At 71.9% G+C, this 25,212-nt stretch carries 26 protein-coding genes and 1 pseudogene; 12 read left to right on the top strand and 15 right to left on the bottom strand.

Features of this window, described 5'->3' with window-relative positions:
• Positions 1-183: 183 nt before the first annotated feature.
• On the bottom strand, positions 184-945 hold the full coding sequence (locus ACFWFZ_RS33170; protein WP_387127531.1) for an SDR family oxidoreductase: 762 nt from the start codon (positions 943-945) through the stop codon (positions 184-186).
• Positions 946-1,028: 83 nt separating this feature from the next.
• On the opposite strand from ACFWFZ_RS33170, the gene ACFWFZ_RS33175 reads away from it, so the two are divergent.
• Entirely contained in the window at positions 1,029-1,619 is a 591-nt protein-coding gene (locus ACFWFZ_RS33175) for a TetR/AcrR family transcriptional regulator (protein WP_387127533.1), read from the top strand.
• 356 nt (positions 1,620-1,975) lie between these two features.
• Positions 1,976-3,445: a sensor histidine kinase gene (locus ACFWFZ_RS33180; protein ID WP_387127587.1), complete on the top strand. Its 1,470-nt coding sequence runs from the start codon at positions 1,976-1,978 to the stop codon at positions 3,443-3,445.
• Between the two features lie 170 nt (positions 3,446-3,615).
• Here ACFWFZ_RS33180 and ACFWFZ_RS33185 read toward each other — a convergent pair whose 3' ends face one another.
• Both ACFWFZ_RS33185 and ACFWFZ_RS33190 read right to left on the bottom strand, forming a co-directional pair.
• Complete coding sequence (locus ACFWFZ_RS33185; protein WP_003953983.1) at positions 3,616-3,873, bottom strand: WhiB family transcriptional regulator; 258 nt, start codon at positions 3,871-3,873, stop codon at positions 3,616-3,618.
• Positions 3,874-4,197: 324 nt separating this feature from the next.
• Positions 4,198-5,163, bottom strand: coding sequence for a diacylglycerol/lipid kinase family protein (locus ACFWFZ_RS33190; protein WP_387127535.1), 966 nt, complete (start codon positions 5,161-5,163; stop codon positions 4,198-4,200).
• A gap of 85 nt (positions 5,164-5,248) precedes the next feature.
• Here ACFWFZ_RS33190 and ACFWFZ_RS33195 point away from each other — a divergent pair, with 85 nt between their 5' ends.
• On the top strand, positions 5,249-5,695 hold the full coding sequence (locus ACFWFZ_RS33195; protein ID WP_387127537.1) for a hypothetical protein: 447 nt from the start codon (positions 5,249-5,251) through the stop codon (positions 5,693-5,695).
• Positions 5,696-5,735: 40 nt separating this feature from the next.
• Here ACFWFZ_RS33195 and ACFWFZ_RS33200 read toward each other — a convergent pair whose 3' ends face one another.
• From ACFWFZ_RS33200 to ACFWFZ_RS33210, 3 genes are all read right to left on the bottom strand, one after another.
• Positions 5,736-6,746 (bottom strand): RNA polymerase sigma factor SigF, encoded by a 1,011-nt coding sequence (locus tag ACFWFZ_RS33200; RefSeq protein ID WP_387127589.1) that lies wholly within the window; start codon positions 6,744-6,746, stop codon positions 5,736-5,738.
• Between the two features lie 11 nt (positions 6,747-6,757).
• Positions 6,758-7,171 (bottom strand): anti-sigma regulatory factor, encoded by a 414-nt coding sequence (locus ACFWFZ_RS33205; protein WP_030012703.1) that lies wholly within the window; start codon positions 7,169-7,171, stop codon positions 6,758-6,760.
• A 205-nt stretch (positions 7,172-7,376) separates the two neighbouring features.
• The gene (locus ACFWFZ_RS33210; RefSeq protein ID WP_356815187.1) at positions 7,377-7,637 is read right to left on the bottom strand and encodes a UBP-type zinc finger domain-containing protein; all 261 of its coding nucleotides are present in this window, start codon (positions 7,635-7,637) and stop codon (positions 7,377-7,379) included.
• Between the two features lie 55 nt (positions 7,638-7,692).
• Between ACFWFZ_RS33210 and ACFWFZ_RS33215 the strand changes: the two genes are divergently transcribed.
• A complete protein-coding gene (locus ACFWFZ_RS33215; RefSeq protein ID WP_387127539.1) occupies positions 7,693-9,273 on the top strand; it encodes a Na+/H+ antiporter in 1,581 nt (526 codons plus the stop codon).
• 157 nt (positions 9,274-9,430) lie between these two features.
• On the opposite strand, the gene ACFWFZ_RS33220 is transcribed toward ACFWFZ_RS33215, so the two are convergent.
• Complete coding sequence (locus ACFWFZ_RS33220) at positions 9,431-10,357, bottom strand: 1-aminocyclopropane-1-carboxylate deaminase/D-cysteine desulfhydrase (RefSeq protein ID WP_387127541.1); 927 nt, start codon at positions 10,355-10,357, stop codon at positions 9,431-9,433.
• Positions 10,358-10,513: 156 nt separating this feature from the next.
• Positions 10,514-10,741, bottom strand: a complete 228-nt coding sequence (locus ACFWFZ_RS33225; protein ID WP_387127543.1) for a hypothetical protein — start codon at positions 10,739-10,741, stop codon at positions 10,514-10,516.
• A gap of 141 nt (positions 10,742-10,882) precedes the next feature.
• Here ACFWFZ_RS33225 and ACFWFZ_RS33230 point away from each other — a divergent pair.
• A pseudogene (locus ACFWFZ_RS33230) lies at positions 10,883-11,227 on the top strand (NUDIX hydrolase); the annotation flags it as partial.
• Positions 11,228-11,263: 36 nt separating this feature from the next.
• Here the strand turns inward: ACFWFZ_RS33230 and ACFWFZ_RS33235 are convergent.
• The 3 genes from ACFWFZ_RS33235 to ACFWFZ_RS33245 form a co-directional block, all read right to left on the bottom strand.
• Positions 11,264-11,854: an N-acetylmuramoyl-L-alanine amidase gene (locus ACFWFZ_RS33235; protein ID WP_387127545.1), complete on the bottom strand. Its 591-nt coding sequence runs from the start codon at positions 11,852-11,854 to the stop codon at positions 11,264-11,266.
• Between the two features lie 128 nt (positions 11,855-11,982).
• Positions 11,983-13,179 carry a globin domain-containing protein gene (locus tag ACFWFZ_RS33240; protein WP_387127548.1) on the bottom strand — a complete coding sequence of 399 codons (1,197 nt, stop codon included), beginning with the start codon at positions 13,177-13,179 and terminating at the stop codon, positions 11,983-11,985.
• 162 nt (positions 13,180-13,341) lie between these two features.
• Positions 13,342-13,797 (bottom strand): RrF2 family transcriptional regulator, encoded by a 456-nt coding sequence (locus ACFWFZ_RS33245; RefSeq protein WP_387127550.1) that lies wholly within the window; start codon positions 13,795-13,797, stop codon positions 13,342-13,344.
• Positions 13,798-14,034: 237 nt separating this feature from the next.
• Here ACFWFZ_RS33245 and ACFWFZ_RS33250 point away from each other — a divergent pair, with 237 nt between their 5' ends.
• The 4 genes from ACFWFZ_RS33250 (at position 14,035) to ACFWFZ_RS33265 (ending at position 17,628) form a co-directional block, all read left to right on the top strand.
• Positions 14,035-15,441, top strand: coding sequence for a family 2B encapsulin nanocompartment shell protein (locus ACFWFZ_RS33250; RefSeq protein ID WP_387127552.1), 1,407 nt, complete (start codon positions 14,035-14,037; stop codon positions 15,439-15,441).
• Positions 15,432-16,490, top strand: a complete 1,059-nt coding sequence (locus tag ACFWFZ_RS33255) for a family 2 encapsulin nanocompartment cargo protein polyprenyl transferase (protein ID WP_387127592.1) — start codon at positions 15,432-15,434, stop codon at positions 16,488-16,490. The genes ACFWFZ_RS33250 and ACFWFZ_RS33255 overlap by 10 nt, the downstream gene beginning before the upstream one ends.
• Before the next feature lie 161 nt (positions 16,491-16,651).
• A complete protein-coding gene (locus ACFWFZ_RS33260; protein WP_387127554.1) occupies positions 16,652-17,245 on the top strand; it encodes a GNAT family N-acetyltransferase in 594 nt (197 codons plus the stop codon).
• A gap of 176 nt (positions 17,246-17,421) precedes the next feature.
• The gene (locus ACFWFZ_RS33265) at positions 17,422-17,628 is read left to right on the top strand and encodes a hypothetical protein (RefSeq protein WP_387127556.1); all 207 of its coding nucleotides are present in this window, start codon (positions 17,422-17,424) and stop codon (positions 17,626-17,628) included.
• Position 17,629: 1 nt separating this feature from the next.
• Here the strand turns inward: ACFWFZ_RS33265 and snpA are convergent, their stop codons facing one another.
• On the bottom strand, positions 17,630-18,298 hold the full coding sequence (gene snpA / locus ACFWFZ_RS33270; protein WP_387127558.1) for a snapalysin: 669 nt from the start codon (positions 18,296-18,298) through the stop codon (positions 17,630-17,632).
• A gap of 210 nt (positions 18,299-18,508) precedes the next feature.
• On the opposite strand from snpA, the gene ACFWFZ_RS33275 reads away from it, so the two are divergent.
• Positions 18,509-19,444: a LysR family transcriptional regulator gene (locus ACFWFZ_RS33275; RefSeq protein WP_387127560.1), complete on the top strand. Its 936-nt coding sequence runs from the start codon at positions 18,509-18,511 to the stop codon at positions 19,442-19,444.
• A 6-nt stretch (positions 19,445-19,450) separates the two neighbouring features.
• On the opposite strand, the gene ACFWFZ_RS33280 is transcribed toward ACFWFZ_RS33275, so the two are convergent.
• Positions 19,451-20,260 (bottom strand): hypothetical protein, encoded by an 810-nt coding sequence (locus ACFWFZ_RS33280; protein ID WP_387127594.1) that lies wholly within the window; start codon positions 20,258-20,260, stop codon positions 19,451-19,453.
• A 155-nt stretch (positions 20,261-20,415) separates the two neighbouring features.
• Between ACFWFZ_RS33280 and ACFWFZ_RS33285 the strand changes: the two genes are divergently transcribed.
• Both ACFWFZ_RS33285 and ACFWFZ_RS33290 read left to right on the top strand, forming a co-directional pair.
• Positions 20,416-21,360: a DUF4097 domain-containing protein gene (locus tag ACFWFZ_RS33285; protein ID WP_387127562.1), complete on the top strand. Its 945-nt coding sequence runs from the start codon at positions 20,416-20,418 to the stop codon at positions 21,358-21,360.
• Between the two features lies 1 nt (position 21,361).
• Positions 21,362-22,267 carry a helix-turn-helix transcriptional regulator gene (locus ACFWFZ_RS33290; protein WP_387127564.1) on the top strand — a complete coding sequence of 302 codons (906 nt, stop codon included), beginning with the start codon at positions 21,362-21,364 and terminating at the stop codon, positions 22,265-22,267.
• A gap of 204 nt (positions 22,268-22,471) precedes the next feature.
• On the opposite strand, the gene ACFWFZ_RS33295 is transcribed toward ACFWFZ_RS33290, so the two are convergent.
• The gene (locus ACFWFZ_RS33295; RefSeq protein WP_030658890.1) at positions 22,472-23,434 is read right to left on the bottom strand and encodes a zinc-binding dehydrogenase; all 963 of its coding nucleotides are present in this window, start codon (positions 23,432-23,434) and stop codon (positions 22,472-22,474) included.
• Between the two features lie 184 nt (positions 23,435-23,618).
• Entirely contained in the window at positions 23,619-24,821 is a 1,203-nt protein-coding gene (locus ACFWFZ_RS33300) for an NADP-dependent malic enzyme (protein WP_387127567.1), read from the bottom strand.
• Between the last annotated feature and the right edge of the window lie 391 nt (positions 24,822-25,212).

Genomic DNA, 25,212 nt, shown 5'->3' on the forward strand with positions numbered 1-25,212 from the left:
ATCCAGACGAAGGCCGTATCCGCGTACGGCGGTTACCGAACCGAGTGATCAAGTACGAGGCACCGTTCGACCTCGGACGTTAAAGATCAAGCTAGTGGCTCCGCTACGAGGACATGCGTCCCGCACGCCGAGGGCACGCACCGAACGCCGCTCCTTGCTCCGCGGGGCAACTCGATACAGACCCTAGGCCAGCGCCAGCTGCAGGCCGCCGGTGGCGTCCAGGTGCTGGCCCGTGACCCAGCGGGAGTCCGCCGAGGCCAGGAAGGCCACCACGTCCGCCACCTCCTCCGCCGTGCCCACCCGGTGGAAGACCGAGCGGGCGGCCAGGTGGGCCCGGATCGCGGGGTCCCCGAGCAGGGCGGCGTTCAGGTCCGTCTCGGTGATCCCCGGCCCCACCGAGTTCACGGTGATCCCCCGCGGAGCCAGCTCGGCGGCCAGCGAGCGCGTCATGGCGTTCGCCGCGCCCTTCGCCATGACCGTCGCGAGGATCGCCGGCAGCGCCAGGTCCGGGGTGCCGGTCACGTTCACGATCCGGCCGCTGTCCCGCAGCCGCGCCAGCCCGTGCTGGATTACGAAGAACGGCGCCTTGGCGTTCAGCGCGTGGGCCCGGTCGTACGCCTCCTCGTCGGTGTCCGCGATCCCCGCGAAGGTCGCCGCACCCGCGTTGTTGACGAGGATGTCCACGGACTCGGTGTGCGCGGGGTGGGCCTCGTACGCCGCCCAGAGAGCCTGCGCGTCCCCCGGGACTCCCAGCTCGGCCCCGATGGCGAAGGCCCGCCCGCCGGCCGCGCCGATCGCCGCCACGACCTCCTCGGCCGCCGCCGCGTTGCGGCCGTAGTGCACCGCCACCAGTGCCCCGTCCCGTGCCAGCCGCTCCGCCACGGCCCGGCCGATGCCCCGGCTGCCGCCCGTGACCAGCGCTGTCTTTCCTTCGAGCACGCCCATGACGCGCCCCCCTCCGCATTCGTTAGTGGTCGCTACAGAAAGGACCGTACCAGATTCCATAGGGCCCGCTATAGAATGTGCGGATGGTGACCGGACAGCGCGGCAGGCCCCGCTCCTTCGACCGTGACGCCGCCCTGGACAAGGCGATGACGGCCTTCTGGGAGCGCGGCTACGAGGCGACCTCGATCTCCGACCTGACCGCTTCGATCGGCATCAGCGCCCCCAGCCTCTACGCGGCCTTCGGCGACAAGCGCAAGCTCTTCGACGAGGTCGTCGTGGTGTACGGGAGCCGGTACGGCGACTTCGCCGCCGTGGCGCTGGCCGAGGAGCCCACCGCCCGCGCCGCCGTCGGGCGCATCCTGCGCGAGGCGGCCGAGGTCTACACCGACCCGGCCCACCCGCCGGGCTGCATGGTGATCAGCGCGGCGATCAACACCACCTCCCATGAGGTGGCCCAGGCGCTGTGCGAGCGCCGCAACGCCAACCTGGAGCTCTTCGAGAGCCGGATCCGCGCCGACATCGCCACGGGCGAGCTGCCCGCAGACACGGACGCGCGGGCGCTGGCCCGGTATGCCGGAGCCGTGCTCCAGGGGATGTCCCAGCAGTCACGCGACGGGGCGACCCGGGAAGAGCTGGAGGCGGTGGCGGAGCGGGCCCTGCTGGCCTGGCCGTGAAAGGCCCCGAAAATTCCTCTGGGCCACGGTGCAGGACGGGACCCTCAACCCGTCCGGCACCGTAGCCCGGAGTACTTACGGCCGTCAGGTGTGCGGTTCCCGGCGGCCGGTGAGAGGTGCCTGCGCGGTCAGGGCAGAGCGCGCGGCTACCTCGATCCGTCCTCCTGTGCGGGGAGGGCGGAGACTCTGAGTCAATTCTGGACTAGACCATTCTGATCTGTCCATCCAATGACGGTAGCTGGAAACCCGTCACTTCCTCCAACAGTACGCGGCCGGTGCCCCTCCTGGATACTCCTGAGTACCGTCGTGGGGAAAGTCATCGTGCGTACCCGGGGTACGCTCGCAACGTGCCCTCCATGAACGACCTCGTACGCCAGCACACCGCTCTCGGAGAAACCGACCTGGAGTGGCTGCACCTGCTGGTCTCGGAGTGGCAGCTGCTCTCCGACCTGTCCTTCGCCGACCTCGTGCTGTGGGTGCCCACCCTCGACGGCACCCGGTACGTCTCGGTCGCCCAGATGCGCCCCAACACCGGCCCCACCTCGTACCAGGACGACATGGTCGGCCACCTGGTGCCGCGCGGCCGCCGCCCGCTGCTGGACGCCGCGCTCGACGAGGGGCGCATCGTGCGCGAGGGCGACCCCGAGTGGCGCGAGGAGGTGCCGGTCCGCGTCGAGTCGATCCCAGTACGCCGCGAGGGCCGCGTACTGGGAGTGATCGCCCGCAACACCAACCTGCTCACTGTGCGTACACCCAGCCGGCTGGAGCTGACCTACCTCCAGTCCGCCTCGGACCTCGCGCAGATGATCGCGGCCGGCGCCTTCCCCTTCCCCGGCCAGCAGGTCGACATGGACGCCTCCCCGCGCGTGGGGGACGGCCTGATCCGGCTCGACGCCGACGGCGTGGTCACCTACGCCTCCCCGAACGCGCTCTCCGCCTACCACCGCCTCGGCCTCGCCTCCGACCTGGTCGGCCAGGACCTCGGCGCCACCACAGCAGAACTCGCGCCCTCCCGCGGCCCGGTCGACGAGGCACTGGTCAAGCTCGCCAGCGGCTGGGCCCCCCGCGAGACGGAGGTCGAGGGCAACGGCGGCGTCATCCAGCTGCGCGCCATCCCGCTCAAGCCGAAGGGCACCCGGATCGGCTCCCTGGTGCTCTGCCGCGACGTCACGGAACTGCGCCGTCGCGAACGTGAACTCATCACCAAGGACGCGACCATCCGGGAGATCCACCACCGGGTGAAGAACAACCTCCAGACCGTGGCCGCGCTGTTGCGGCTCCAGGCCCGCCGCATGGATTCCCCCCAGGGCCGCGAGGCGCTCAACGAGGCGGTGCGCCGCGTCGGTTCGATCGCGATCGTGCACGAGACGCTCTCTCAGAACCTCGACGAGCGGGTCGAGTTCGACGAGATCGCCGACCGTGTCATCGCGATGGTCTCGGAGATCTCGCCGGGCAAGGTCGACTGCCGGCGCACCGGCCGCTTCGGGATCCTCGACGCGGAGGTCGCCACCCCGCTGTCCATGGTGCTGACCGAGATCCTGCAGAACGCCCTGGAGCACGCCTTCCCCCAGGGGGAGCGGGGCACCGTGGAGGTGGCCGCGCTGCGCAGCGGGACCGGCCGCAAGGACGGCCGGCTGCTGATCACCGTGCTCGACGACGGCGACGGCCTGCCCGAGGGCTTCGACCCGCAGCGGGCCGGCAATCTCGGACTGCAGATCGTACGGACCCTCGTGGAGGGGGAGCTCGGCGGCACCTTCGACATGGTCCGGGCCGAGCCGCGCGGCACCAAGGTCGTCCTCGACCTGCCGTCCAGCCCGCAGAAGTAGCAGCCGTACGGTGACACAGCGTCAGCGGGGCCTGCGGATCGGCTGCACGCAGCGTAGTCGCGGCACAGCACTGAGCCCCGGACCGAATACTTCGGTCCGGGGCTCAAGAGCACGTTGCTGAGCGCTTTTCGGTTACTGCGCGCTGCGCGTCGAGGCTCGAAAGTCGTTTGTCAGGCGCTGGCGTTGCGCGCCCGGTTGCGAGCGGCGCGGCGCTTCATGGCGCGGCGCTCGTCCTCGCTGAGACCGCCCCAGACGCCGGAGTCCTGACCGGACTCGAGCGCCCACTGCAGGCACTGCTCCATGACGGGGCAGCGGCGGCAGACGGCCTTGGCTTCCTCGATCTGCAGCAGCGCAGGACCGGTGTTGCCGATGGGGAAGAAGAGTTCCGGGTCTTCCTCGCGGCAAACGGCGTTGTGACGCCAGTCCATGGCTGCTCCATCTCCTTGTATTGCGGGCACTTTGCTTGTGAATGTGAACGCTTTCACGAATCCCTCCGTGAGGGAAGGGCGACCGCCCGGTTTCACGCGGGTGATCAGTCAGAGATTCGTGGAGGGGTTCTGGCGGTCTGTGTGGGTGCCGGGTCTTGCGGGCTGTCCCGATCGCCATGAAGAGATTCGCAAACCTCGGACGGGGATACAACCCCTTCCGGAAAGTTTTTTTTGATTCGTCGGTGTCTACTAGGTCACAGCCCTACATCGTGAGGGTGGACCAGCGTGTAAACGTTCGAGTGAAAGGCCTGCGGGCCCTTCTACTCACACAATCACACGCAGTGCACGGCGTACGCCTGTGAACCGAACGCTGGTGCGCAGTCCGAGGTGATCACCGTCCATCTGGAACGGGAGAGGAACCTTCGAATGCAAGGTGAAGTCGGTCAGATCGTGCAGAGACACCGCGTGCTTGCCGTGCGGACCCCGCTCAGGAGTGGAGGTCAGGAGCTGTGTCGCGTAGCGGGCGACGGCTGGAGTTGACAAACGGTTCAGTGCCAATACGTCAAGCGCAGTATCGAACGACGCCTCCGGAGAGGCGTAAAGCGGACGATTCCCCAGATACGTCCACGGTGAGGTGTTGCACACTATCGACAGCACCAGGCCGGCCACCGGATCCGCACCGGGGCGCTCCAGCGTCACCGTCCCGTGCCGGCGGTTGGGCTCCTCCCAGAACTGGCGCATCAGCTGTCGCACATACAGGGCGTGCGTCGAACGCTTGCCCCGCTCGCGCTGCTGCTCGACCCGCCCAACGACACCCGCGTCGAAACCGAAGCCCGCGCAGAAGGTGAACCAGCGCGCCGGAACCGACTCGTCCTCCGTGCCCGGAGTCCCCGCCGCAAGGCCCAGGCCGACCGTCCGCTCGCGTTGCTCGCGCAGCGCGTCCAGCAGTGCGCCCGTCGCCTCGACCGCGTCGTTGGGCAGCCCCAGGGCGCGGGCGAACACATTCGTGGAGCCGCCGGGAACCACCGCCAGCCGGGGGAGCCGGTCCGGATCGGGCCCGTCGTGCAGCAGCCCGTTCACCACCTCGTTGACCGTGCCGTCGCCGCCCAGGGCGACCACGAGGTCCAGCCCCTCGTGCACGGCCTTGCGCCCCAGGTCCCGGGCGTGCCCGCGGTACTCGGTCGTGACCGCCTCCAGCTTCATCTCGCTGGCCAGGGCATGGATCAGGACGTCGCGCGTGCGCGCACTGGTGGTCGTCGCTGCTGGGTTGGCCACGAGAAGTGCACGCATGTGCGCCAGACTACCCACCCCCTCACGAGCCGACCCTACTGCCCGTCCCCTCCGGCTTCCGCCAGGGCGCCGCTACCCTGCATGGGTGAGTAAGAAGCAGCCCGCGAAGGCCCCCGCCCCCACCGTCGAAGCGCCGACCGCGCTGCCCCGCCGGCTGACCGCCGCGGCTGCGCTTACCGCTCTGGAGGGCCTGGCGCTCGCCGGGCTCGGCGTGTACATGCTGTTCGTCGGCATCGCCGGGGACCCCGACTCCCCGCAGCAGGCCGAGACGGGTGGCATCACCCTGCTCGCTCTCGCCGCGCTGCCGCTGGTCGCCGCCCGCGGACTGCGCCTGGGCCGCCGCTGGAGCCGCGGCCCGGCACTGATCACCCAGCTGATGGCGCTGCCGGTGGCCTGGACGCTCTACACCACCGGCGGTGCCATGACCGCCGCCGCGGCAGCCCTCGCGGTGGCCTCGGTGGCCGTCGTCGCACTCCTGGTGAACCCGACGGCGACCGAGGCCCTCGGCATCGGTGGGCCTTCCGCCTCCTGAGCCGGTCCGTTCTCCTGGGCCGGTCCGCCCACTCCTCGGCTCACTCCTCGACGAGGAGCTTCTCGCGGAGCTGGGCCAGGGTGCGGGCCAGCAGGCGGGAGACGTGCATCTGGGAGATGCCGACCTCCTGCGCGATCTGCGACTGCGTCATGTTGCCGAAGAACCGGAGCAGCAGGATCCGCTTCTCCCGCGGGGGCAGTCCCTCCAGCAGCGGCTTGAGGGACTCGCGGTACTCGACGCCCTCCAGGGCCTCGTCCTCCGCGCCCAAGGTGTCCGCGACCGCCGGCGACTCGTCGTCGGTGTCCGGTACGTCCAGGGAGAGCGTGCTGTAGGCGTTGGCCGACTCCAGCCCCTCCAGCACCTCCTCCTCGGAGATGCCCAGCCGCTCGGCCAGCTCGTGCACCGTCGGGGAGCGGCCGTGCTGCTGGGAGAGTTCGGCCGTGGCGGTCGTCAGCGAGAGCCGCAGCTCCTGCAGGCGCCGGGGCACCCGCACCGCCCAGCCCTTGTCGCGGAAGTGGCGCTTGATCTCGCCGACTACCGTGGGCGTGGCGTACGTGGAGAACTCGACCCCGCGGTCCGGGTCGAACCGGTCCACCGACTTGATCAGACCGATCGTCGCGACCTGGGTCAGGTCGTCCAGCGGCTCACCGCGGTTGCGGAAGCGCCGCGCCAGGTGCTCGACCAGGGGCAGGTGCATCCGTACCAGCCGGTTGCGCAGCTCCGCCTTCTCCACCGAGCCGTCGGGCAGCGCCCGCAGCTCGACGAAGAGGGCCCGCGCGCTGCTGCGGTCGCGCGGATCGGGCAGCGCCGCAGGCGCCGGAGACACCGGGAACCCCGCCACCGGGGCCGGCGCAGCGGCCTTCGGTGGCTGTACCGGCTGTGATTGGTCGTGCTGGTTCTCGCTCATAGGGCCCGCCCGTCGCTCCGCCGAGTCCAAAAAGCCGTTTTCCGCATCCGCGTCAGCCGGGTGCGGCCGGGCGTGCTGCTGCTCCGGGATGCCGCCGTCGACCTCGTGCCGTACCCGGGGCCGATCCCCGCCCCGCACCGGGATCTCCCCGCCGCTCACGCCGGGCCTGGCCCCGCGCCGCGTTGTTTGTAAAGGCTGATGCTCACCGTCCGGTTCTCCTCGACCGTGGCCTCGACCTTGCCGGCCAGCGCCGACAGGACCGTCCACGCGAACGTGTCACGCTCCGGCGCGCGTCCGTCCGTGGTCGGTGCCGAGACGGTCACCTCCAGCGAATCGTCGATCAGCCGGAAGACGCAACTGAGGACGGAGCCCGGCACGGCCTGCTGGAGCAGGATCGCGCAGGCCTCGTCCACCGCGATGCGGAGGTCCTCGATCTCGTCGAGGGTGAAGTCCAAACGTGCCGCGAGGCCGGCCGTGGCCGTCCGCAGCACCGACAGGTAGGCACCCGCAGCGGGCAGCCGGACTTCCACGAAGTCCTGAGTCCCGGGCTCGCCTGCGATCTGGGACACCCTCACCTCCAAGGTGGTACGAGCTCTATTCGCCGGTGACGCTACCGCGATCCGGGCGATCGTGTCGCGGCACCCCTCGTGACGCCCGCTCTGAGCACCCTGTCCTGCACCCAGTGACTGATGGTAAGCCCATGGGTACACACAGTGGCTAGGGGTCTGCGGGGATCAAATCAGGGGAACCGGCGGAGGGTTGAACTACCCCGCCTCACACGATCGAACCGTCGACGAAACACCATCGCCAGGTCTCGCCCGGCTCGAAGCTCCGCATGACCGGATGGCCGCTCTCGTGGTGGTGCGCCGTGGCATGCCGGAACGGCGAGGAATCGCAGCACGCCACGTGCCCGCAGCCCAGGCACATCCGCAGTTGTACCGGGTGGCTGCCGAGCGCCAGACATTCGGCGCAGGTCTGTGCAGACGGGACCGGCTCGGGGCGCGGCAGTTCGGCAACGTGGGTGCACTCGCTCATGATGGCCAGCGTACGGCCAGGGTGCGGGCGCACGGCGAAGGAGGACGGATCCTCGATGGACGTATTGCAGCTGGTGGCACTGGTCGCGGGCAGCGCGGCCGTGGCGGGGCTCGCGCGGCGCACACCGGTACCCGCGCCGCTCCTGCTCGTCGCCGCCGGGCTGGCCGCCTCGTACGTCCCCGGCGTGCCCGCCTATACCCTCGACCCGCACATCGTGCTGCCGCTGCTGCTTCCGCCGCTGCTGTACACGGCCTCCGTGGACAGCTCGTACCTGGACCTGCGCGCCAACATCAGGCCCATCGCGCTGCTGTCGGTCGGCTACGTGCTCTTCGCGACCGTCGCCGTCGGCTACGCGGCGTACCTGTTGGTGCCCGGGCTGTCCCTGCCGGTGGCGCTGGTGCTGGGCGCGGTGATCGCGCCGCCCGACGCGGTCGCCGCGACGGCTGTCGCCCGCAAGCTGCGGCTGCCGAACCGGCTGACGACCATCCTGCAGGGTGAGTCCCTGGTCAACGACGCCACCGCGATCACCGCGTACAAGGTGGCGCTGGCGGCGGCGGTCGGGGTGAGCGCCGGCTGGGCGGGCGGCATCGCGGAGTTCCTGCTGGCCTCGGTGGGCGGGATCGGCGTCGGCCTGCTGCTGATGGTGCCGATCCACCAGCTGCGCAAGCGGATGAGGGAGCCCCTGCTGCAGAACACCCTCTCGCTGCTGATCCCCTTCGTGGCGTACGCGGTGGCCGAGCGGGTGCACGCGTCCGGGGTGCTGGCCGTGGTCGTGGTCGCGCTGTACCTCGGGCACCGCAACTGGCAGGTCGACTTCGCCACCCGGTTGCAGGAGGAGGCGGTGTGGAAGATGGTCGCCTTCCTCCTGGAGTCGGTCGTCTTCGCGCTGATCGGCCTCCAGCTGCCGGTGGTCCTCACGGGGCTGGGGGAGTACGAGGGCGCCGCCGTGGCCTGGTACGCGGTCGCGGTGTTCGTCGTGGTGGTGGCGGCCCGCTACGTGTGGGTGTTCCCGGCGACCTTCGTGCCGCGCTGGATGTCGCCCCGGATCCGGGAGCGGGAGCCGGAGACCGACTGGAAGTCCCCGGTGATCGTGGGCTGGGCCGGGATGCGTGGTGTGGTCTCGCTGGCCATCGCCTTCTCCGTGCCGATCTCGGTGCCGCACCGGAACCTGATCCTCTTCCTGACCTTCACGACGGTCATCGGCACGCTGGTGGTGCAGGGGCTGACGCTGCCGCCGCTGATCAAGGTGCTGAAGCTGCCGCCGAAGGACGAGCGGGCCGAGACGCTGGCGGAGGCGCAGGCGCAGAGCGAGGCCTCGCGGGCGGCGGAGGAACGGCTGGCGGAGCTGCTGGAGGAACCGGAGAACGCCACACTGCCGCCGCCGCTGGCGGACCGGCTGCGGACGGTGCTGGAACGGCGGCGCAACGCCGTGTGGGAACGGCTCGGCGAGGTCAACCCGCTGACGGGGGAGTCCGCGGACGACATCTACCGGCGCCTCGCGGGGGAGATGATCGAGGCGGAGCGGGAGGTGTTCGTCGCGCTGCGGGACGGCCGGCGGATCGACGACGAGATGATGCGGGCGCTGCTGCGCAGGCTGGACCTGGAGGAGGCGGCGGCGTACCGGGAGTCGACGTAGCCCCTGCGGGTCCCTGCGGGGCGGCGGTGCGGTGGGGGGCCGGCGCCGGGGCCGGTGCCGGGTGGGGTGACGTCCGGGCTCATGGTTCGTGGCACCGTGGACCCGCCGGCCCCTACGGGCTGCTGCACGCCACCCACCTCGTTCCTGGCGGCTCTCGCTAGGGGCGGCCGGTGATGATCGCGGTGACGGTCGTGCCGGGCGGGAAGGCGCCGGTGGCGGTGAGGGTGGTCAGCGCCCAGAGGAGTTTGGCCACGTAGATGCGTTCCACCGGGAAGCCGTGGCGGGAGGCGAAGTCGGCGGCGAAGGACTCCAGGGCCGCCGGGACGCGGGCGTAGCCGCCGTGGTGGAAGTCCTCGGCCAGGGACCAGTCGCCGGCCGGTCCGCCGTAAGCCTCGCTCTGGAGAGAACGTATCTCCGCAGACAGGAAGCCGCCGGCCAGGACAGGGACGCCCAGGGCCCGCTGCCCGGGGGCGAGGCCGGCGGCCAGGCCCGCCAGGGTGCCGCCGGTGCCGCACGCCACCGCCGCGACGTCGGTTGCACCGTGGAGCTCCCGGCCCAGCTCCGCGCAGCCCGCCAGGGCGAGGGCGTTGCTGCCGCCCTCGGGGACCACGTACGCGCCGGTCGCGCCCGCCTCCTCCAGCAGCGCGGCGAGTGCCTGCGGATCGGCCTTGGCCCGGTAGCGGGAGCGGGAGACGAAGTGCAGCCGCATGCCGTCGGCCGCGCACCGGGCGAGGGAGTCGTTCAGCGGGCGGCCGGCCAGCTCGTCGCCCCGCACGATGCCGACCGTCCGGAGGCCCAGCAGCCGCCCGGCGGCCGCGGTGGCCCGCAGATGGTTCGAGTACGCCCCGCCGAAGGTGACCAGCCGGTCGTGGCCCGCCTCCAGGGCCGCGCGCAGGTTCGGCGCGAGCTTGCGCCACTTGTTGCCGGGGGGGTACAGGTCCACTGGTCCAAGTACGTCCGTGTCCCACGGGACGGTGGTGTGGATCAGGTCGTCCCGCTTCAGCAGCAGGCGGACGCCGTGCCGCTCGAACCTGTCGTCACGGATCTCCTGCAACGGGGACGGCGGGCGTGGCTGCAAGAGCACGTCAACGTTCGCGGGGCGATTCACCCGTCCATTGTGGGGCGCTCTCGCCCGTGCCGTCGCACGTCAGAGCCCCGCCCACACCATGCGGGTGGAGTGAGCGGGGCCGGAGCCGGCGCGCTGGACTGTCCTGATCGCCGTCGCCCAGCGGGCCGGGATCTACGTCTCGCGGGTGAAGCGCGCGTGATCCGTGAACACGCGCCGGAACAGGTCGTGCCCCGTCCGCCCGGCGTGCCGGAGCGCCCCGTCCTGCGCGTCCGCCTGTTCGTCGTGAGCACCGGACTCGGCTCCCCAGCCCTCGGCGACGCAGAGCGCTTCGTAGGTCACCCCGCCTTCGGGGGCGTGCCGGATGGTGTGGGGGACGTAGCGGAGCGCGGCGCGGGTCATCGGCTCACCTCCGTGTGCGGGTGCTGACGGATCTCCACGTTGCAGTCCACGACCCCCGACCGGTCCCGAAGTCGATAGCACTCCGCGCGCTGCACGACCAGCGCCCCGCACACGTCGCAGTCCGGGTCCGCCGGATCGGGCCTGTGGGCGGTGCCCGGTGGGGGGATGGACCTGGGCGACTCGCTGCCCGGTACGGCCGTTCGTGAGGTCAAGGAGGAGACCGGGCTCGACGTGGAGATCACGTGACTGGTCGGCACCTACACGGACCCGAGGCACGTCACCGAGGACAGCGACGGCGAGGTCCGCCGCCAGTTCAACGTCTGTTTCACGGCCCGCGTCACCGGGGGCTCGCTGGCGATCTCGGACGAGAGCTCGGAACTGTGCCTCGTAGCGCCCGCCGATCTCGGCGCGCTGCTCATGCACCACACGCAGCGGCTGCGGCTGAGGCACTTCCTGGAGCGTCGGCCCGCGCTGTTCCTGGGATGACGAAGTCGCGGCTCGCCGCCACTTCGTCATCGGTGGCTACTTCAGGCGTTCCGCGATGCGGTTGCGGAGGGAGTCCATCGTGAAGCCGCGGGGGTCGACCTTGCCCGGCTGCCATTCGCGGTGGCCGATGACCGAGCGGGCCGTCCAGCGGTGCACCCGGCACAGGGCCGCCGCCGCGCGGGCGATGGCGTCGATCTGGGCCGGGGGCCAGGGGTCCGCGCCGTCGCCGAGGTTCACGCACTCGAAGCCGTAGAAGTGGCGGTTGCCGTCGGTGGTCGCCTCGTTGTCCGGCGGGAGCCGCCGTTCCGCGATCACCGCCGCCAGGACGTCGGGGTCGCCGAGGCCGGCGTGGTTGGCGCGGCCGTAGCCGACCAGGTGGACGCGGCCGTCCTTCGCGATCACGCCGTGGCAGAGCGGTCCCGGGAGGGCGCTGTGGCCGTCGCGGCAGAGCTCGACGCTGTATGCGGTGCCGCGCGTGACGGTGTGGTGGATCATCACGCCGTGCACGGGGCCCCAGGGGCCCTTGTGGTTGCGGTTGTGGGTGCGCCAGGCGCCGACCTCGACGACGGTCAGGCCTTCGTTCCTCAGTGCCTTGATGAACCGGTCCGCGGACATGGGTGCGGCCATGGCCGCCTCCTTCGTTGCGGTGCGGGTCGGACACCCTGTGTGCCCGACCCATCACGCTCCGGTTTAGTGGAGGCTGACCTTCTGAGGCTAGTGTTTTCGTACGGTGAGCGAGCCGATCCGGACAGGGATCAAGCGGAAGCGAGCCACAGGTCGGGGCCGAACACCTCGTAGTGGATGTCGCTCGCCGGCACGCCCTTGGCGATCAGCTGCTCGCGCACGGACCGCATGAAGGGCAGAGGTCCGCACAGGTAGGCCGTGGTGCCCGGGGCCACCGCGACGTCGGTCAGGTCCATCAGGCCGGTGTCGTCGCCCGGTTCCGCGTCCTGCTCGTACCAGAAGCGGGCCGAGGCGTCGGCCAGCTTGTGGGTGAGGGCCCGGTGGTCGGCCCGCAGCGGGTGGTCCGCGGGGGAGCGGTCGGCGTGCAGCACCGTCACCGGGGCGGCGTAGCCGGTGTCGGCCAGGTGCTCCAGCATCGAGAGCATCGGCGTGCAGCCGATGCCCGCCGAGGCGAGCAGGATCGGAGCGCCGGAGTCCTCCAGGACCAGGTCTCCGTACGGGGCGGAGACCCGCAGCGTGTGGCCGGGCCGGACGAGGGCGTGCAGGTGGTTGGACACCTCGCCGTCGGGGCCTCCCGCGGCCGGTCCGTGGACCCGCTTCACGGTGATCGCGCGGACCGCGGAGCCGGGCGAGGAGGACAGGCTGTACTGGCGGATCTGGCGGGCTCCGTCGGGGAGTTCGACCTGGACCGAGACGTACTGGCCGGGCAGGTGCGCGGGCGCGGGGGCGCCGTCCGCGGGGACGATGTGGAAGGTGGCGCAGTCGGCCGTCTCCTCCGACCGGCCGGTGACCGTCCACTCGCGCCACACGTCGCCGGCGGCGATCCGGTGCCCGGCGTAGAGGCGCTCCTCGATGGCCACGAGGGCGTTCGCCATCAGCCAGTAGACCTCGTCCCAGGCCTGGGCGACCTCGGGTGTGACGGCCTCGCCGAGGATCTCGGCGATCGCCGCGAAGAGGTGCCGGTGGACCACGGCGTACTGCTCTCGGGTGACGCCGAGGCTGGCGTGCTTGTGCGCGATACGGCCGAGCATCACGTCGGGGCGGGTGTCCGGGTGCTCGACGAGGTGGGTCGCGAAGGCGGCGATGGAGCCGGCGAGCGCCTGCTTCTGCAGGCCCGCCGCCTGGTTGCCCCGGTTGAAGAGGTCGCGGAGCAGCTCCGGGTGGGCCGCGAAGAGCTTGGTGTAGAAGAGCTCTGTTATGTCCCCGATGGCCGCTCCGACGGCGGGCAGGGTGGCTCGGACGGTCGCGGTCGACTGCTCGGACAGCATGTGGAACTCCTTGCGTGGTGGAACTGGTCCATAAATTGGCATCTTAGATGCGTATTTTTGGTCGCAGAGGCCCGCCGCGGTGCGGACTTCTGTTCGATCTCCCGTCGAGGTGAGGCTATGGCTCTCGGCGGGTAGTGGTAATCGGCCATTCGGCCCCGAGCGTCAGGGACCTTCGGCCCTCGTGGGCGCCCGGCTCGCGATGCCCAGCAGGAGCGGCCCGGTCGGTGCTGCCACCAGGTCGTCCACCGTCAGCGGGTCCAGCGTGGCGAAGAACGCCTCCTGGGCGCGGCGCAGCGCGCCGCGCAGCACGCACGCCCCGCGCAGCGGGCACGGGGCGGTGCCCTCGCAGTCCACGACGTCGCCGGGGCCTTCCAGCTCGCGCACCACCGCGCCCACCGAGGCGGCCCGTCCGGCGGCGGTCAGGGTGAGCCCTCCGCCGCGGCCGCGCCGCGCCTCGACGAGGCCGAGATGCTGCAGCCTGGCGACCACTTTGGCCGTGTGGGTGTACGGGACCTCCATCGTCGCCGCCACGTCGCGCGTGGTCGGCAGGTCCGTCTCCTCGACGGCCAGGCGCATCAGGGTGCGCAGGGCCAGGTCGGTGAATCGCGTCAGCCGCATGAGGCCACCGTAGAAAATTCGCATGCAAGATACAAATTAAAGCTCGGCTGCGATCACGGCTTGGCCGAAAACAGGTGGGTGGCGCGGGCCTCCCGCGCCCCGCAGGCGGGGAGTTCGATCCGAGAGGGTGCCCATCCCGGCACGGAGTAGTCCCACCCTTTTGTGTAATGGTCCCACCACATTGCGTGCTGAAAGGGTGCCTACCGCAGACCCATGGAGTGATCGAAAGGGAAAGACATGTCGGTCCAGGCAGGTTCCGAGTCCGAGGTCCAGACACCGCAGCGCAGTCTGGGTACGGCGGCCGCACGGAACTTGGCAACCACGACCAAGTCCGCGCCGCAGATGCAGGAGATCACTTCGCGGTGGCTGCTGAAGATGCTGCCGTGGGTGTCGGTGCAGGGCGGCACCTACCGGGTGAACCGCCGGCTGAGCTACTCGGTCGGCAACGGCGTCGTGGAGTTCGTCAAGACCGGGACCCAGGTGCAGGTCATCCCGGCCGAGCTCGGCGAACTCCCGCTGCTGCGCGAGTACGAGGACCTCGACGTCCTCGGCGAGCTCGCCCAGCGGTGCCGGCAGATCGACTTCGAGGCCGGCCAGGAGCTGACCTCCTTCGGCAGCCCCTCCGACGAGGTCTTCCTGCTCGCGCACGGCCGCATCGACCAGATCGGCCCCGGCCCCTACGGGGACGACGCCGTCCTGCGGACCGTCGCCGACGGCGCCTACTTCGGCGAGGACTCGCTCGTCGATGAAGAATCGATTTGGGAGTACACCGCCCGCGCCGCCACCCCCGGCACCGCGCTCGCCCTCTCCCGGCAGGACTTCCAGCTGCTGGCCGACCGGGTCCCCTCGCTGCGCGAGCACCTCGACCGCGTACGCTCCATGCCCGCCCAGCGCACCAACACGTACGGCGAGGCGGAGATCGACCTCTCGGCCGGCCACCAGGGCGAGGCCGTCCTGCCCGGCACCTTCGTGGACTACGAGGCCCGCCCCCGTGAGTACGAGCTCTCCATCGCCCAGACGGTCCTGCGGGTGCACACGCGCGTCGCCGACCTCTACAACCAGCCGATGAACCAGACCGAGCAGCAGCTGCGGCTCACGGTCGAGGCGCTGCGCGAGCGCCAGGAGCACGAGATGCTCAACAACCGCGATTTCGGCCTGCTCCACAACGCCGACTACGACCAGCGCATCCAGCCGCACGACGGCGGCCCCACCCCCGACGACATGGACCAGCTGCTCAGCATGCGGCGCGGCTCCAAGCTCTTCCTGGCGCACCCCCAGGCCATCGCCGCCTTCGGCCGCGAGTGCAACAAGCGCGGGATCCACCCGGAGAGCGTGGACGTCGACGGCACCCGGGTGACCACCTGGCGCGGGGTGCCGATCTTCCCGAGCAACAAGATCCCGATCAGTGACGCCCGCACCACCTCCATCCTGTGCATGCGCACCGGCGAGGACGAGCAGGGCGTGATCGGCCTGCACCAGCCGGGCATCCCGGACGAGATCGAGCCGAGCCTGTCGGTCCGCTTCATGGGGATCAGCGAGCAGGCGATCATCTCGTACCTGGTCACCGCGTACTTCTCCGCCGCGGTGCTGGTACCGGACGCGATCGGCGTGCTGGAGAACGTCGAGATCGGCCGCTGGCGCTGAGCGAGGTGAACGCCATCGCGACCGGCGAGGGCCAGGAGGCCGCGGCCCTGCTGGAACGTACGAGAGAAACGGTCACCCCCGAACTGCGCCGCACCGTCGAGAGTCTGCCCGGTGGGATGCGGCGCGTGGCCATGTACCACTTCGGCTGGGAACACGCGGACGGCACCCCGGCCGAGGGCAGCCCCGGCAAGGCCATCCGGCCGGCCCTGGTACTGGCCGCGGCCCAGGCCCTCCAGGGCCCGGGCGGCGGCCCCGTCGACCACGCCGTACGGGCGGCCGTCGCGGTGGAGCTGGCGCACAACTTCACGCTGCTCCACGACGACGTCATCGACAAGGACGTCCGCCGGCGAGGCCGGGCCACCGCGTGGACCGTCTTCGGCACACCGGACGCGATCATCACGGGCGACGCCATGATGGCGCTCGCACTGCGACTGCTCGCGCAGGACCCGCACCCCGCCGCGGCGGCGGCCTCGTCCCGGCTCTCGGCCTGCACCATCGAGCTGTGCGCGGGCCAGCAGGCCGACTGCGCCTTCGAGCAGCGCCCGGACGTGTCGCTCGACGAGTGCCTGGCCATGGCGACGGCCAAGACGGGGGCGCTGCTGGGCTGCGCGTGCGCGCTGGGCGCGCTGTACGCGGGGGCCGGACCGGACGAGGTCGACGCCATGGACGCCTTCGGCCGGGAGGCGGGCCTGGCCTTCCAGCTGATCGACGACCTGATCGGCATCTGGGGGGACCCGGGGCACACCGGCAAGGCCGCCGGGGCCGATCTGGTCGCCCGCAAGAAGTCCCTGCCGGTCGTGGCCGCCCTCACCTCGGGCACCGGGGCGGGCGAGGAGCTGGCCGGGCTGTACGCCGGTCCCATGACCGGGGACGACGTACACAGGGCGGCCGACGCGGTGGACCGGGCCGGCGGCCGCGACTGGGCGCAGGCCCACGCCGCGGACCGGATGGGCCGGGCGGTCCAGCAGCTGTCCCGGGCCGTTCCGGACCTCGGGGCGGCGGGCGGGCTGCTGGCGCTGGCGGAGTTCGTGACGCGCCGTACGAGATGAGCGCCACGCGCCACGGCCACGCGCCACGGCGTCCCGCGCCACGGCGTAACGGGGGGAGGCCCGTTCCGGTACCGCACGGTGCCGGAACGGGCCTTACCGCATCCGGGCGCCAACTCTAGGATCGCTGACGGTTGTTGACACGTGAGCGAAGGGTGTGACCAGTGGCGCTGGAGATACGTCAGGCGGATCAGGCGGACCGGGACGCGGTGGCGCGGCTGCTCGACGAGGCCTTTCGCACAGACCCGGTGAGCAGCTGGGTCTTCCCGGACCCGGTGCACCGGGCCGCCGTTCACGAAAGGTTCCTCGGCGTCTTCGTGGACGTCGCGCTGGCCGACGGCCGCATCGACTACGCCGTGGACGGCTCGGCGGCGGCGCTGTGGCTGCGGATCCCCGCCGGCGAACCGGAGGGCGAGGACGAGGTCCCGGCGAGGATGCGGGCCGTGGCAGACCCCGACAACGAGCGGTGCGAGCTGGTCGGGCGGCTGACGGGCGCGGTGCACCCGACCTCGGAGGAGCACGAGTACCTGCTGATGATCGCGGTCGCCCCGGGCCGGCAGGGGGAGGGGCTGGGCACCGAGCTGATGCGGCCGGTGCTGGAGCGCTGCGACCGCGAGGGCGTTCCGGCGTACCTGGAGGCGAGCAGCGAGCGCAGCAAGGGGCTGTACGAGCGACTCGGCTGGGAGTTCACCGGTGAGGCGGTACGGCTGCCGGACGGGCCCCTGATGTGGCCGATGTGGCGCAAGCCGAGGGGCTGAGGCACCCGTACGGGAGGCGGTGGCCGCGAGCACCTCGGCATCGCCGACCTCCCGCCGAAGCGCTTCGACGCGCCCCTCACCGACGGTCGCCACCCTCGGCGACGGCCGGATCGTCAGCACCCGCGTCCGCAAGGGCCGACCCGACGAACGTGCCAAAACCGGCCTACCGTGGAGGTATGGCCGGTGAACAGCAACACGCACACGCGCGGGTGGCCCCGCAGGCCGGGCACGAACAGCGGACGTGCCCGGCCTGCGGGCTCCGCGTCGACACGGTGGTCAGGCGGCGCAAGTCCCTCGGGGTCTTCATCCCGGTGTGGAGCCGGGGTCCCTGCCGGAACCCCGACTGCGCGGACTACGCGGACGCGGAGCGCGAGGATCGGTGACTCAGCCGGTGGGCGCGAGTTCCTTCGCGCCCAGGCCGGAGGCGAAGCCGTTGGCCCAGAGCTGGTTGACGCGTGCCCGCTCGGTGGAGTTCGGGGTGGCGTTCCGGCACGAGGTGCCCGGGCCGCCGCCCGACATCAGCTCGCTGCATGGGCCCGAGTAGTGGTCCGGCAGGCCCAGCACGTGGCCGGTCTCGTGCGAGGTCACCCGGGTGGAGTCGTACTGCTGGTTCTGCCGGTAGTCGAGGAAGATGTAGCCCCGGCCGTGCCCGTCGGTGCTCGCGTACGAGCCGCGCGAGTCGTTGCCCTCGCGGTATGAGAAGTTCCCGCCGGAGGACACCTCCTGCAGCTTCACGTTGCTCACCGAGCTGTTCCAGATGCGGGTGGAGGTGGCTATCTGGGTACGGAAGCTCGGCGCGTTGCGGGTGTTGTACGTGACGGTGACGGCGAGGGCGCCCGGGTTGGCGGCACGCTGCTCGGCGACCGAGCGCTGCACGGCGTCGAAGAAGGCGCGGTTGGCGGCCGCGTTCTCCGGCGAGCGCTCGTACGCCGCGAAGCTCGCGGCATTGCCGACGGGGGCGGGCGCGGCGGCGGCGGTGGGGACGGCGCCGAGGGCGGCGGCGAGGCCGATGCCGACGGCGGTCGACAGCACGGCCTTACGGGAGTGGCGCATGTGGGGGAGCTCCTACTCATCCGGTGCGGTGGGGGGTGGGTCTTTCGGTACCGGAGTCTGCGGGAGCGGAACTGGCCGGCGGATGATGTCACTGCCCGATAGCGCCGGCCTATCGGGAGGATTTCGACAGCCCAACTAGCGTGAGAATGGCGGGATTCGGGGGGCTATAGGTGGCTGGTGCGGTCCACGGGCCCGGCCTACCCTCGGGGCATGGAGCTTGAGGTCAGGCACCTGCGCGCGCTGTGCGCCATCGCCGACGCCGGCAGTCTGCACAAGGCTGCCCGGCAACTCGGCGTGAGCCAGCCCTCGTTGACGACGCAGTTACGCCGAATCGAACGGGCCCTGGACGGCGAGCTGTTCCTGCGCGAGCGGACCGGCTGCCGGCCCACTCCTTTCGGCCGCACCGTACTGGGCCGGGCCCGGCCCCTTCTCGCCGACATGGCCGCCCTGGTGGCGGAGGCCCGCGCACAGGCCCACGGCCCGCGGCTGCGCATCGGATCGACGGCCAGCCGGGCACTGCCGGGATGGCTGCGCCGGCTCCACCGGCGGCTGCCGGACACCGAGACCTCCCTCCTGGTGGACGTCTCCGCGAACGCGCTGCTCAGGATGGTCGCCGCGGGGCAGCTGGACGTGGCGTTCGTCCACGAGGTGGAGGGCAGCCCGCTGCGGGTGCCCGAGGGGCTCCAGACGCACGTGCTGATGGAACGCGAACCGCAGTTCGTCTCGATGCCGAGGGACCATCCCGCGGCGGGGCAGGAGATCGTCTCCTTAGGGGACCTGGCCGCCGACCGCTGGGCGGTGGACCCGTCGGTCGACGGCGAATGGGACGGCCTGCGCCGGGTCTTCGCCGGGGCCGGGCTCGACCCGCCGGTGCTGCACACCGACTACCACACGGCGACCTCGCTGATCATCTCCGGCGAGGCGGTCGCCCCCTGCCAGCCCACCTCCGGGCCGCGCGAGGACATGGCGATCCGGCCGCTGTGCGGGGACCCCCTCGCCGTGCGGCTGCTGCTGGCGACCCGCCCCGGCGCGCACGCCGAGGTCTACGAGGACCTCCGCGACGCCTACCGCGAGGCCGCTCTGCGCACGCCTCCGTACCGGGCGTGGCTGCACCACCACGCGAGCCCCTTGCTGGAGGCGGCCTGACCCCGGTCAGTCCCGGGCGCGTGCCCGGTCGTAGGCCAGTGAGAGGGCCCCCTGGGCCAGCAGCAGGGCGCCCGCCGCGGCCCACGCCCGGTTCCGCCGCCGGGCCGCCCACACCAGCAGCGGAGCCCCCGCCGCGACCTGTGCCGCGCCCAGCAGCCGGGCCTTCGGGCCGTGGAGCCACGGGCCGAGCGGGCCCGCCTCCACCGCGTCGAGCTCGGCCCGTACGGCGTCGCGCCAGCCCGACCACTGCACCGTCTCGGCGCCCGGAGCCACCCGGGCCGCGCCCCGCAGCCGGTCGGCCGGTTCGCCCGGGGTCAGACCGGGCGGCATGGCCAGCCCGGCGCGCGTCAGCAGGGCGACCAGCCCGCGCAGCCGGGTCCCGCCGTCCACGCCCGGCCCGGCGTCGGGGCGGGTCAGCCGCTCCAACTCCTCCAGGTCGAGTACGGGATCGAGCCCGAGCCGCGCCGCCAGGGTCCGCATCGCATCGGCTTCCCCCGCCGGCCTCCCGGCCGCGTCCCATTCCTGGGCGACGGTCCGCCGGAAGCCGCCGGCCAGCGAGAAGCCGGCGCGGCCGCCCTCCCACCACAGGCCCAGCACGGGCCAGTTGGTGCCGACGCTGATCGCCGAGGCCCAGCCGGAGACGACCTCGGCCACGCTCCCCCCGCCGTCGAGCCACGGCTTGTCCTCGGGAACGAGCACGGTCCAGGCGCCCGCCGGGGCGAGCAGCAGGCGCACGCGCAGCAGGTGCGCGGGGGAGCGGGCGGCGAGGGGTTCGGTGCGGCAGAGCAGCATCCCGCCGGTCGGGGTCCTGGAGATTGACATGCTCACACGCTAAGGCAAAACGCCCTCAAATGGCGGATTTCGGCACCACTCTTGACTTCCCGAGACCGCGATATATCGTGTTCTGGAGAAGACGCGATATGTTGCGTGCGTCGAGTCCGGTCCGTGAACGCACGAGGAGGATCAGCACCATGGCAGAGCAGCCGTCCCAGCCGTCGCGGTCGACGTGGCACTTCGCCGCACCGCAGAAGCTCACCTTCGAGGAGCCGGTGACCGAGCTCCGCGTGCGCGTCGTCAGCGGCACGGTGAACGTCGTCGCCGCCGAGGAGGGCCCCGCCCGTCTGGAGGTGACCGAGGTCGACGGGCCGCCGCTGTACGTCGTGCAGGAGGACGGCACCCTCACCGTCTCCTACGAGGACCTGCCCTGGAACGGCTCGCAGGGCCTCAAGCAGTGGTTCGAGGACAAGCCCTGGAAGTCCTGGACCGGTTCCTCCTCCTCCGGCCGCAAGGTGTGGGAGCGCCGCGCGGCCGTCACCCTCACCGTGCCCGCGGCCACCCGCGTGCACGTGGCCACGGTCGACGCCGGCGCCTTCGTCTCCGGGATCTCCGCCGCCACCGACGTCAAGGGGGTCTCCGGTGACGCCACGCTCGTCGGACTGTCCGGGCGGGTCAAGGCGCACACCGTCTCCGGCAGCGTCGAGGCCCAGTCCGTCACCGGCGACCTCGGCTTCCACTCCGTCTCCGGCGGGCTGACCGTGGTCGACGGCGCGGGAGTGAGCGTACGGGCCGACTCGGTCAGCGGCGACATGCTGATCGACCTGGACCCCGGCCCCGGCGCCGCACGCCCCGTGGACATCGCCCTGAACTCCGTCTCCGGCGAGGTCGCGATCCGCCTCCCGCACCCCGCGGACGCCCGCGTCGAGGCCAACACCGCCACCGGCGGCGTCTCCAACGCCTTCGAGGACCTGCGGGTCTCCGGCCAGCTCGGCGCCAAGCGGATCACCGGCACGCTCGGTTCCGGCGCCGGCACCCTGCGGGCCACCACGGTCTCCGGTGCCATCGCGCTGCTGCGCCGCCCGCAGGCCGACGCCGACGCCCCCGCCGCTCCGCTCGCGCTCGACAAGAAGGTGCTCTGACATGCCGCCCGTCTTCGCCCACGGCCGCCTCCGCCTCTACCTCCTCAAGCTGCTGGACGAGGCGCCGCGCCACGGGTACGAGGTGATCCGCCTGCTGGAGGAGCGTTTCCAGGGCCTCTACGCCCCCTCCGCGGGCACGGTGTACCCGCGCCTGTCCAAGCTGGAGGCGGAGGGCCTGGTCACCCACGCCACCGAGGGCGGGCGCAAGGTGTACTCCATCACCGAGGCGGGCCGCGGCGAACTGGCCGACCGCAGCGGCGAACTGGCCGACCTGGAGCTGGAGATCCGCGAATCGGTCACCGAACTGGCCGCCGAGATCCGCAGCGACGTCCGCGGCGCGGCGGGGGACCTGCGGCGCGAGATGCGGGCGGCGGCCTCCGCGTCGGCGACCCAGGTGGGTGAGGACGACTCCTGGCAGGCGGCCAAGGAGGAGCTGCGCAAGGCCAGGCAGGAGTGGAAGGAGCAGGCCCGCCGGGCGAAGGACGAGAGCCGCCGGGCCCGCGAGGAGGCGCAGGCGGCCCGCCGCCAGGCCAAGGAGGCCCAGGACCGGGCGCGCGAGGAGGTCCAGCGCATCGCGGGCCAGCTCCAGGAGCAGTTCGCCAAGTCCGGCGGCGTCCTGGGCAGCCTGGCCGGAGCCTGGCTCGGCGGCACGCAGGGCTCGGGCGCGGACCAGTCGCCGCACCAGCCGCCGCACGGGTCGTCGGACCGGGCCGCGGACTGGGCCGCGGACCTGCCGCCCACCGGTGACCCGGCCCGCGACCTCGACCGGCTGCTGGACCGCTTCCGCGACGAGGTGCGGGACGCCGCGCGGGACCACGGGGCGACCGCGGCCCGGGTGGCCGAGGCCCGCGGCCACCTCGCGGCCGCGGCTGCCCGCCTGGGAGCGACGTTCGGCTCCCGCCCGTAGCGGCCGGGGCGCCGGCCCCGGGCGGCCCCGTACCCCGGCGGCGCAAGCCGCCGACGAGGCTGGATGGCGCCGGCGGAGCGGTCAGGCCGCCCGGGCCGCTTCCGCCGCCGTGTAGGAGACGCCGTGCTCCGTCAGGACCTCGGAGGGCATGCCGGGGCGGGAGTGGGCGTCGACCCCAGTTGACATCGGGTCGGGTTCCGGAGGTCAGGGCTTGAGGACGATCTTTCCGAAGAGGTCGCCCGATGCGAGCTTCTCGAAGCCCTCGCGCGCCCGGTCCAGCGGCAGGACCTCGTCGATCACCGGCCGCAGCCCGGTCGTGGCGCAGAAGGCGAGGAGATCCTCCAGCTCGTCCTTCGAGCCCATGGTCGAGCCGACGACCTTCAGCTCCAGGAAGAAGATCCGGGTCAGCTCGGCGTGCGCCGGGCGGTCGCCGCTCGTGGCCCCGGAGATCACCAGGGTGCCGCCGGGGCGCAGGGACTTCACCGAGTGGGACCAGGTGGCCGCACCCACGGTCTCGATGACCGCGTCCACCCGCTGCGGCAGCCGCGCGCCCGGCTCGAACGCCTCCACGGCGCCCAGCTCCACGGCCCGCTTGCGCTTGGCCTCGTCGCGGCTGGTGGCGAAGACCCGCAGGCCCGCCGCCTTGCCGAGGGCGATCGCGGCGGTCGCGACACCGCCGCCGGCGCCCTGGACCAGGACGGAGTCCCCGGGGCGGACCCCGGCGTTGGTGAAGAGCATCCGGTAGGCCGTCAGCCAGGCCGTCGGAAGGCAGGCGGCCTCCTCGAAGGACAGCTCGGCGGGCTTGCGCAGGACGTTCCAGGCGGGGACGGTCACCTGCTCGGCGAAGGTCCCCTGGTAGCGCTCGGTCAGGATCGAGCGGGGCTCGTCCGGGCCGACCCCGTGGCCGCTCTGGCCGATCACGGAGTGCAGGACGACCTCGTTGCCGTCCTGGTCGGTTCCGGCCGCGTCGCAGCCGAGGATCATCGGGAGGCTTTCCTCGCCGAGGCCCACCCCGCGCAGCGACCACAGATCGTGGTGGTTGAGGGAGGCGGCCTTGACGTTCACGGTCACCCAGCCGGGGCGGGCCTGCGGCGCGGGGCGGTCGCCCAGCACAAGGCCGTTCAGCGGCTGGTCACGGTCGATTCGGGCGGCATAGGCAGCGAACATGCCGCGACGCTACCGCCCGGTAGTGCCTGGTTCCAGGCCTGCCGCGACCGCGCCGGTGAGGCCTTCGTCGCACCGGCCCCCCGCCCGGGCGGCGCCCAGGGGCCGCGGGGGCGGCACGGGGAGGACGAGAGGCCCGGCCGGAGTCGATCCGGTCGGGCCTCTTCGCGCACGTGCCCGGTCCCGCTCAGGCCAGGCGGGCCACGCCGTCCGCCTTCGCGGCGGCGGCGACCGCCGCGGCAACGGCCGTCGCGACGCGCTCGTCGAACGGCGACGGGATCACGTAGTCGGCGGCCAGCTCGTCACCCACGACACCGGCGATGGCGTCGGCGGCGGCGATCTTCATGCCCTCGGTGATCCGGGTGGCGCGCACCTTGAAGGCACCCGCGAAGATGCCCGGGAACGCCAGCACGTTGTTGATCTGGTTCGGGAAGTCCGAACGGCCCGTGGCCACGACCGCCGCGTACTTGTGCGCGACCTCCGGGTGGACTTCCGGGTTCGGGTTGGCCATGGCGAAGACGAACGCGTCCTTCGCCATCGTCGCCACCGCCTCCTCGGCGACGGAGCCGCCGGAGACGCCGATGAAGACGTCCGCGCCGGCCAGGGCCTGCTCCAGCGAGCCGGTCTGGCCCGTCTTGTTGGTCAGGCCCGCGATCTCCGCCTTGACGTCCGTCAGGTCGGAGCGGTCCGCCGACACGACGCCCTTGCGGTCGGTGACGCAGACGTCGCCGATGCCCGCGTCCACCAGGATCTTGGCGATGGCGATGCCCGCCGCGCCCGAGCCCGAGATCACGGCGCGCAGGTCACCGAGGGTGCGACCGGTGAGCTTGGCGGCGTTGCGCAGCGCGGCCAGCGTCACGATGGCCGTGCCGTGCTGGTCGTCGTGGAAGATCGGGATGTCCAGCGCCTCCTGGAGGCGCCGCTCGATCTCGAAGCAGCGGGGCGCGGAGATGTCCTCCAGGTTCACCCCGCCGAAGGACGGCGCCAGACGGATGACCGTCTCGACGATCTCGTCCGTGTCCTTGGTGGCGAGCGCGATCGGGACCGCGTCCACACCACCGAACTGCTTGAAGAGGATGGCCTTGCCCTCCATCACGGGGAGGGAGGCTTCCGGGCCGATGTCACCGAGGCCGAGCACGGCCGTGCCGTCGGTGACGACGGCGACCACGTTCGACTTCCAGGTGTACTCGTTCACCAGCTCCGGCTGCTCGGCGATGGCGGTGCACACCTTCGCCACGCCCGGGGTGTACGCCAGGGACAGGTCGTCCTTGTCGTTGACCGGAACCGTGGCCTGGATGGCCATCTTGCCGCCCCGGTGCAGTGCGAACACCGCGTCGGGGTTGTTGTCCGTCGCACTGTCGCTGCGAGGGTTGACGATCTCCGCTGCCACTTCGTGTGACCCCTTAATTCCTTTTGTTCGTTGAGGGTGGCCACTCCTGGTTAAGGGGTGGGCGGGCACCGCGTCCGTACTCCGCATCGACGGTTGGCCCGTCTCCGCGAAGGGGGAGGTTCGTACGCGCGGGCGCGCCGCACGCGCGCCCTGAGCCCCGGATGAGGGGTGTAAGGATCTGTTCTACCCGAAGAACGCCCGCTCAGACGAGTCGATTCCAGCTCAACCGTAGGTCACTTGCCCGCCTTTTGGCGAAAAGTCCAAACCTTGCCGTCCAGTGGGCGAGACGCTCGGGAGAAACTGCGCCCAAAAGGCCTGGTCACGGCAGTATCTGCGGCGTCGAACCCCCTTGCCCGCAGTCCTGTTGGCCTACCCCGGACGCCCGTTATGC

Source organism: Streptomyces sp. NPDC060232, from assembly GCF_042726555.1.
Lineage (GTDB): Bacteria > Actinomycetota > Actinomycetes > Streptomycetales > Streptomycetaceae > Streptomyces.

What these genes read in the sequence shown, in the direction of transcription:
- ACFWFZ_RS33245 (WP_387127550.1), bottom strand. Translation starts at nt 13,797, where the DNA reads ATGCGGCTGACGCGATTCACCGACCTGGCCCTGCGCACCCTGATGCGC.
- ACFWFZ_RS33295 (WP_030658890.1), bottom strand. Translation starts at nt 23,434, where the DNA reads ATGTTCGCTGCCTATGCCGCCCGAATCGACCGTGACCAGCCGCTGAAC.
- ACFWFZ_RS33285 (WP_387127562.1), top strand. Translation starts at nt 20,416, where the DNA reads ATGGCAGAGCAGCCGTCCCAGCCGTCGCGGTCGACGTGGCACTTCGCC.
- ACFWFZ_RS33185 (WP_003953983.1), bottom strand. Translation starts at nt 3,873, where the DNA reads ATGGACTGGCGTCACAACGCCGTTTGCCGCGAGGAAGACCCGGAACTC.
- ACFWFZ_RS33190 (WP_387127535.1), bottom strand. Translation starts at nt 5,163, where the DNA reads ATGCGTGCACTTCTCGTGGCCAACCCAGCAGCGACGACCACCAGTGCG.
- snpA (WP_387127558.1), bottom strand. Translation starts at nt 18,298, where the DNA reads ATGCGCCACTCCCGTAAGGCCGTGCTGTCGACCGCCGTCGGCATCGGC.
- ACFWFZ_RS33290 (WP_387127564.1), top strand. Translation starts at nt 21,362, where the DNA reads ATGCCGCCCGTCTTCGCCCACGGCCGCCTCCGCCTCTACCTCCTCAAG.
- ACFWFZ_RS33170 (WP_387127531.1), bottom strand. Translation starts at nt 945, where the DNA reads ATGGGCGTGCTCGAAGGAAAGACAGCGCTGGTCACGGGCGGCAGCCGG.
- ACFWFZ_RS33175 (WP_387127533.1), top strand. Translation starts at nt 1,029, where the DNA reads ATGGTGACCGGACAGCGCGGCAGGCCCCGCTCCTTCGACCGTGACGCC.
- ACFWFZ_RS33240 (WP_387127548.1), bottom strand. Translation starts at nt 13,179, where the DNA reads ATGCTGTCCGAGCAGTCGACCGCGACCGTCCGAGCCACCCTGCCCGCC.
- ACFWFZ_RS33180 (WP_387127587.1), top strand. Translation starts at nt 1,976, where the DNA reads ATGAACGACCTCGTACGCCAGCACACCGCTCTCGGAGAAACCGACCTG.
- ACFWFZ_RS33225 (WP_387127543.1), bottom strand. Translation starts at nt 10,741, where the DNA reads ATGACCCGCGCCGCGCTCCGCTACGTCCCCCACACCATCCGGCACGCC.
- ACFWFZ_RS33235 (WP_387127545.1), bottom strand. Translation starts at nt 11,854, where the DNA reads ATGGCCGCACCCATGTCCGCGGACCGGTTCATCAAGGCACTGAGGAAC.
- ACFWFZ_RS33275 (WP_387127560.1), top strand. Translation starts at nt 18,509, where the DNA reads ATGGAGCTTGAGGTCAGGCACCTGCGCGCGCTGTGCGCCATCGCCGAC.
- ACFWFZ_RS33250 (WP_387127552.1), top strand. Translation starts at nt 14,035, where the DNA reads ATGTCGGTCCAGGCAGGTTCCGAGTCCGAGGTCCAGACACCGCAGCGC.
- ACFWFZ_RS33215 (WP_387127539.1), top strand. Translation starts at nt 7,693, where the DNA reads ATGGACGTATTGCAGCTGGTGGCACTGGTCGCGGGCAGCGCGGCCGTG.
- ACFWFZ_RS33210 (WP_356815187.1), bottom strand. Translation starts at nt 7,637, where the DNA reads ATGAGCGAGTGCACCCACGTTGCCGAACTGCCGCGCCCCGAGCCGGTC.
- ACFWFZ_RS33265 (WP_387127556.1), top strand. Translation starts at nt 17,422, where the DNA reads ATGGCCGGTGAACAGCAACACGCACACGCGCGGGTGGCCCCGCAGGCC.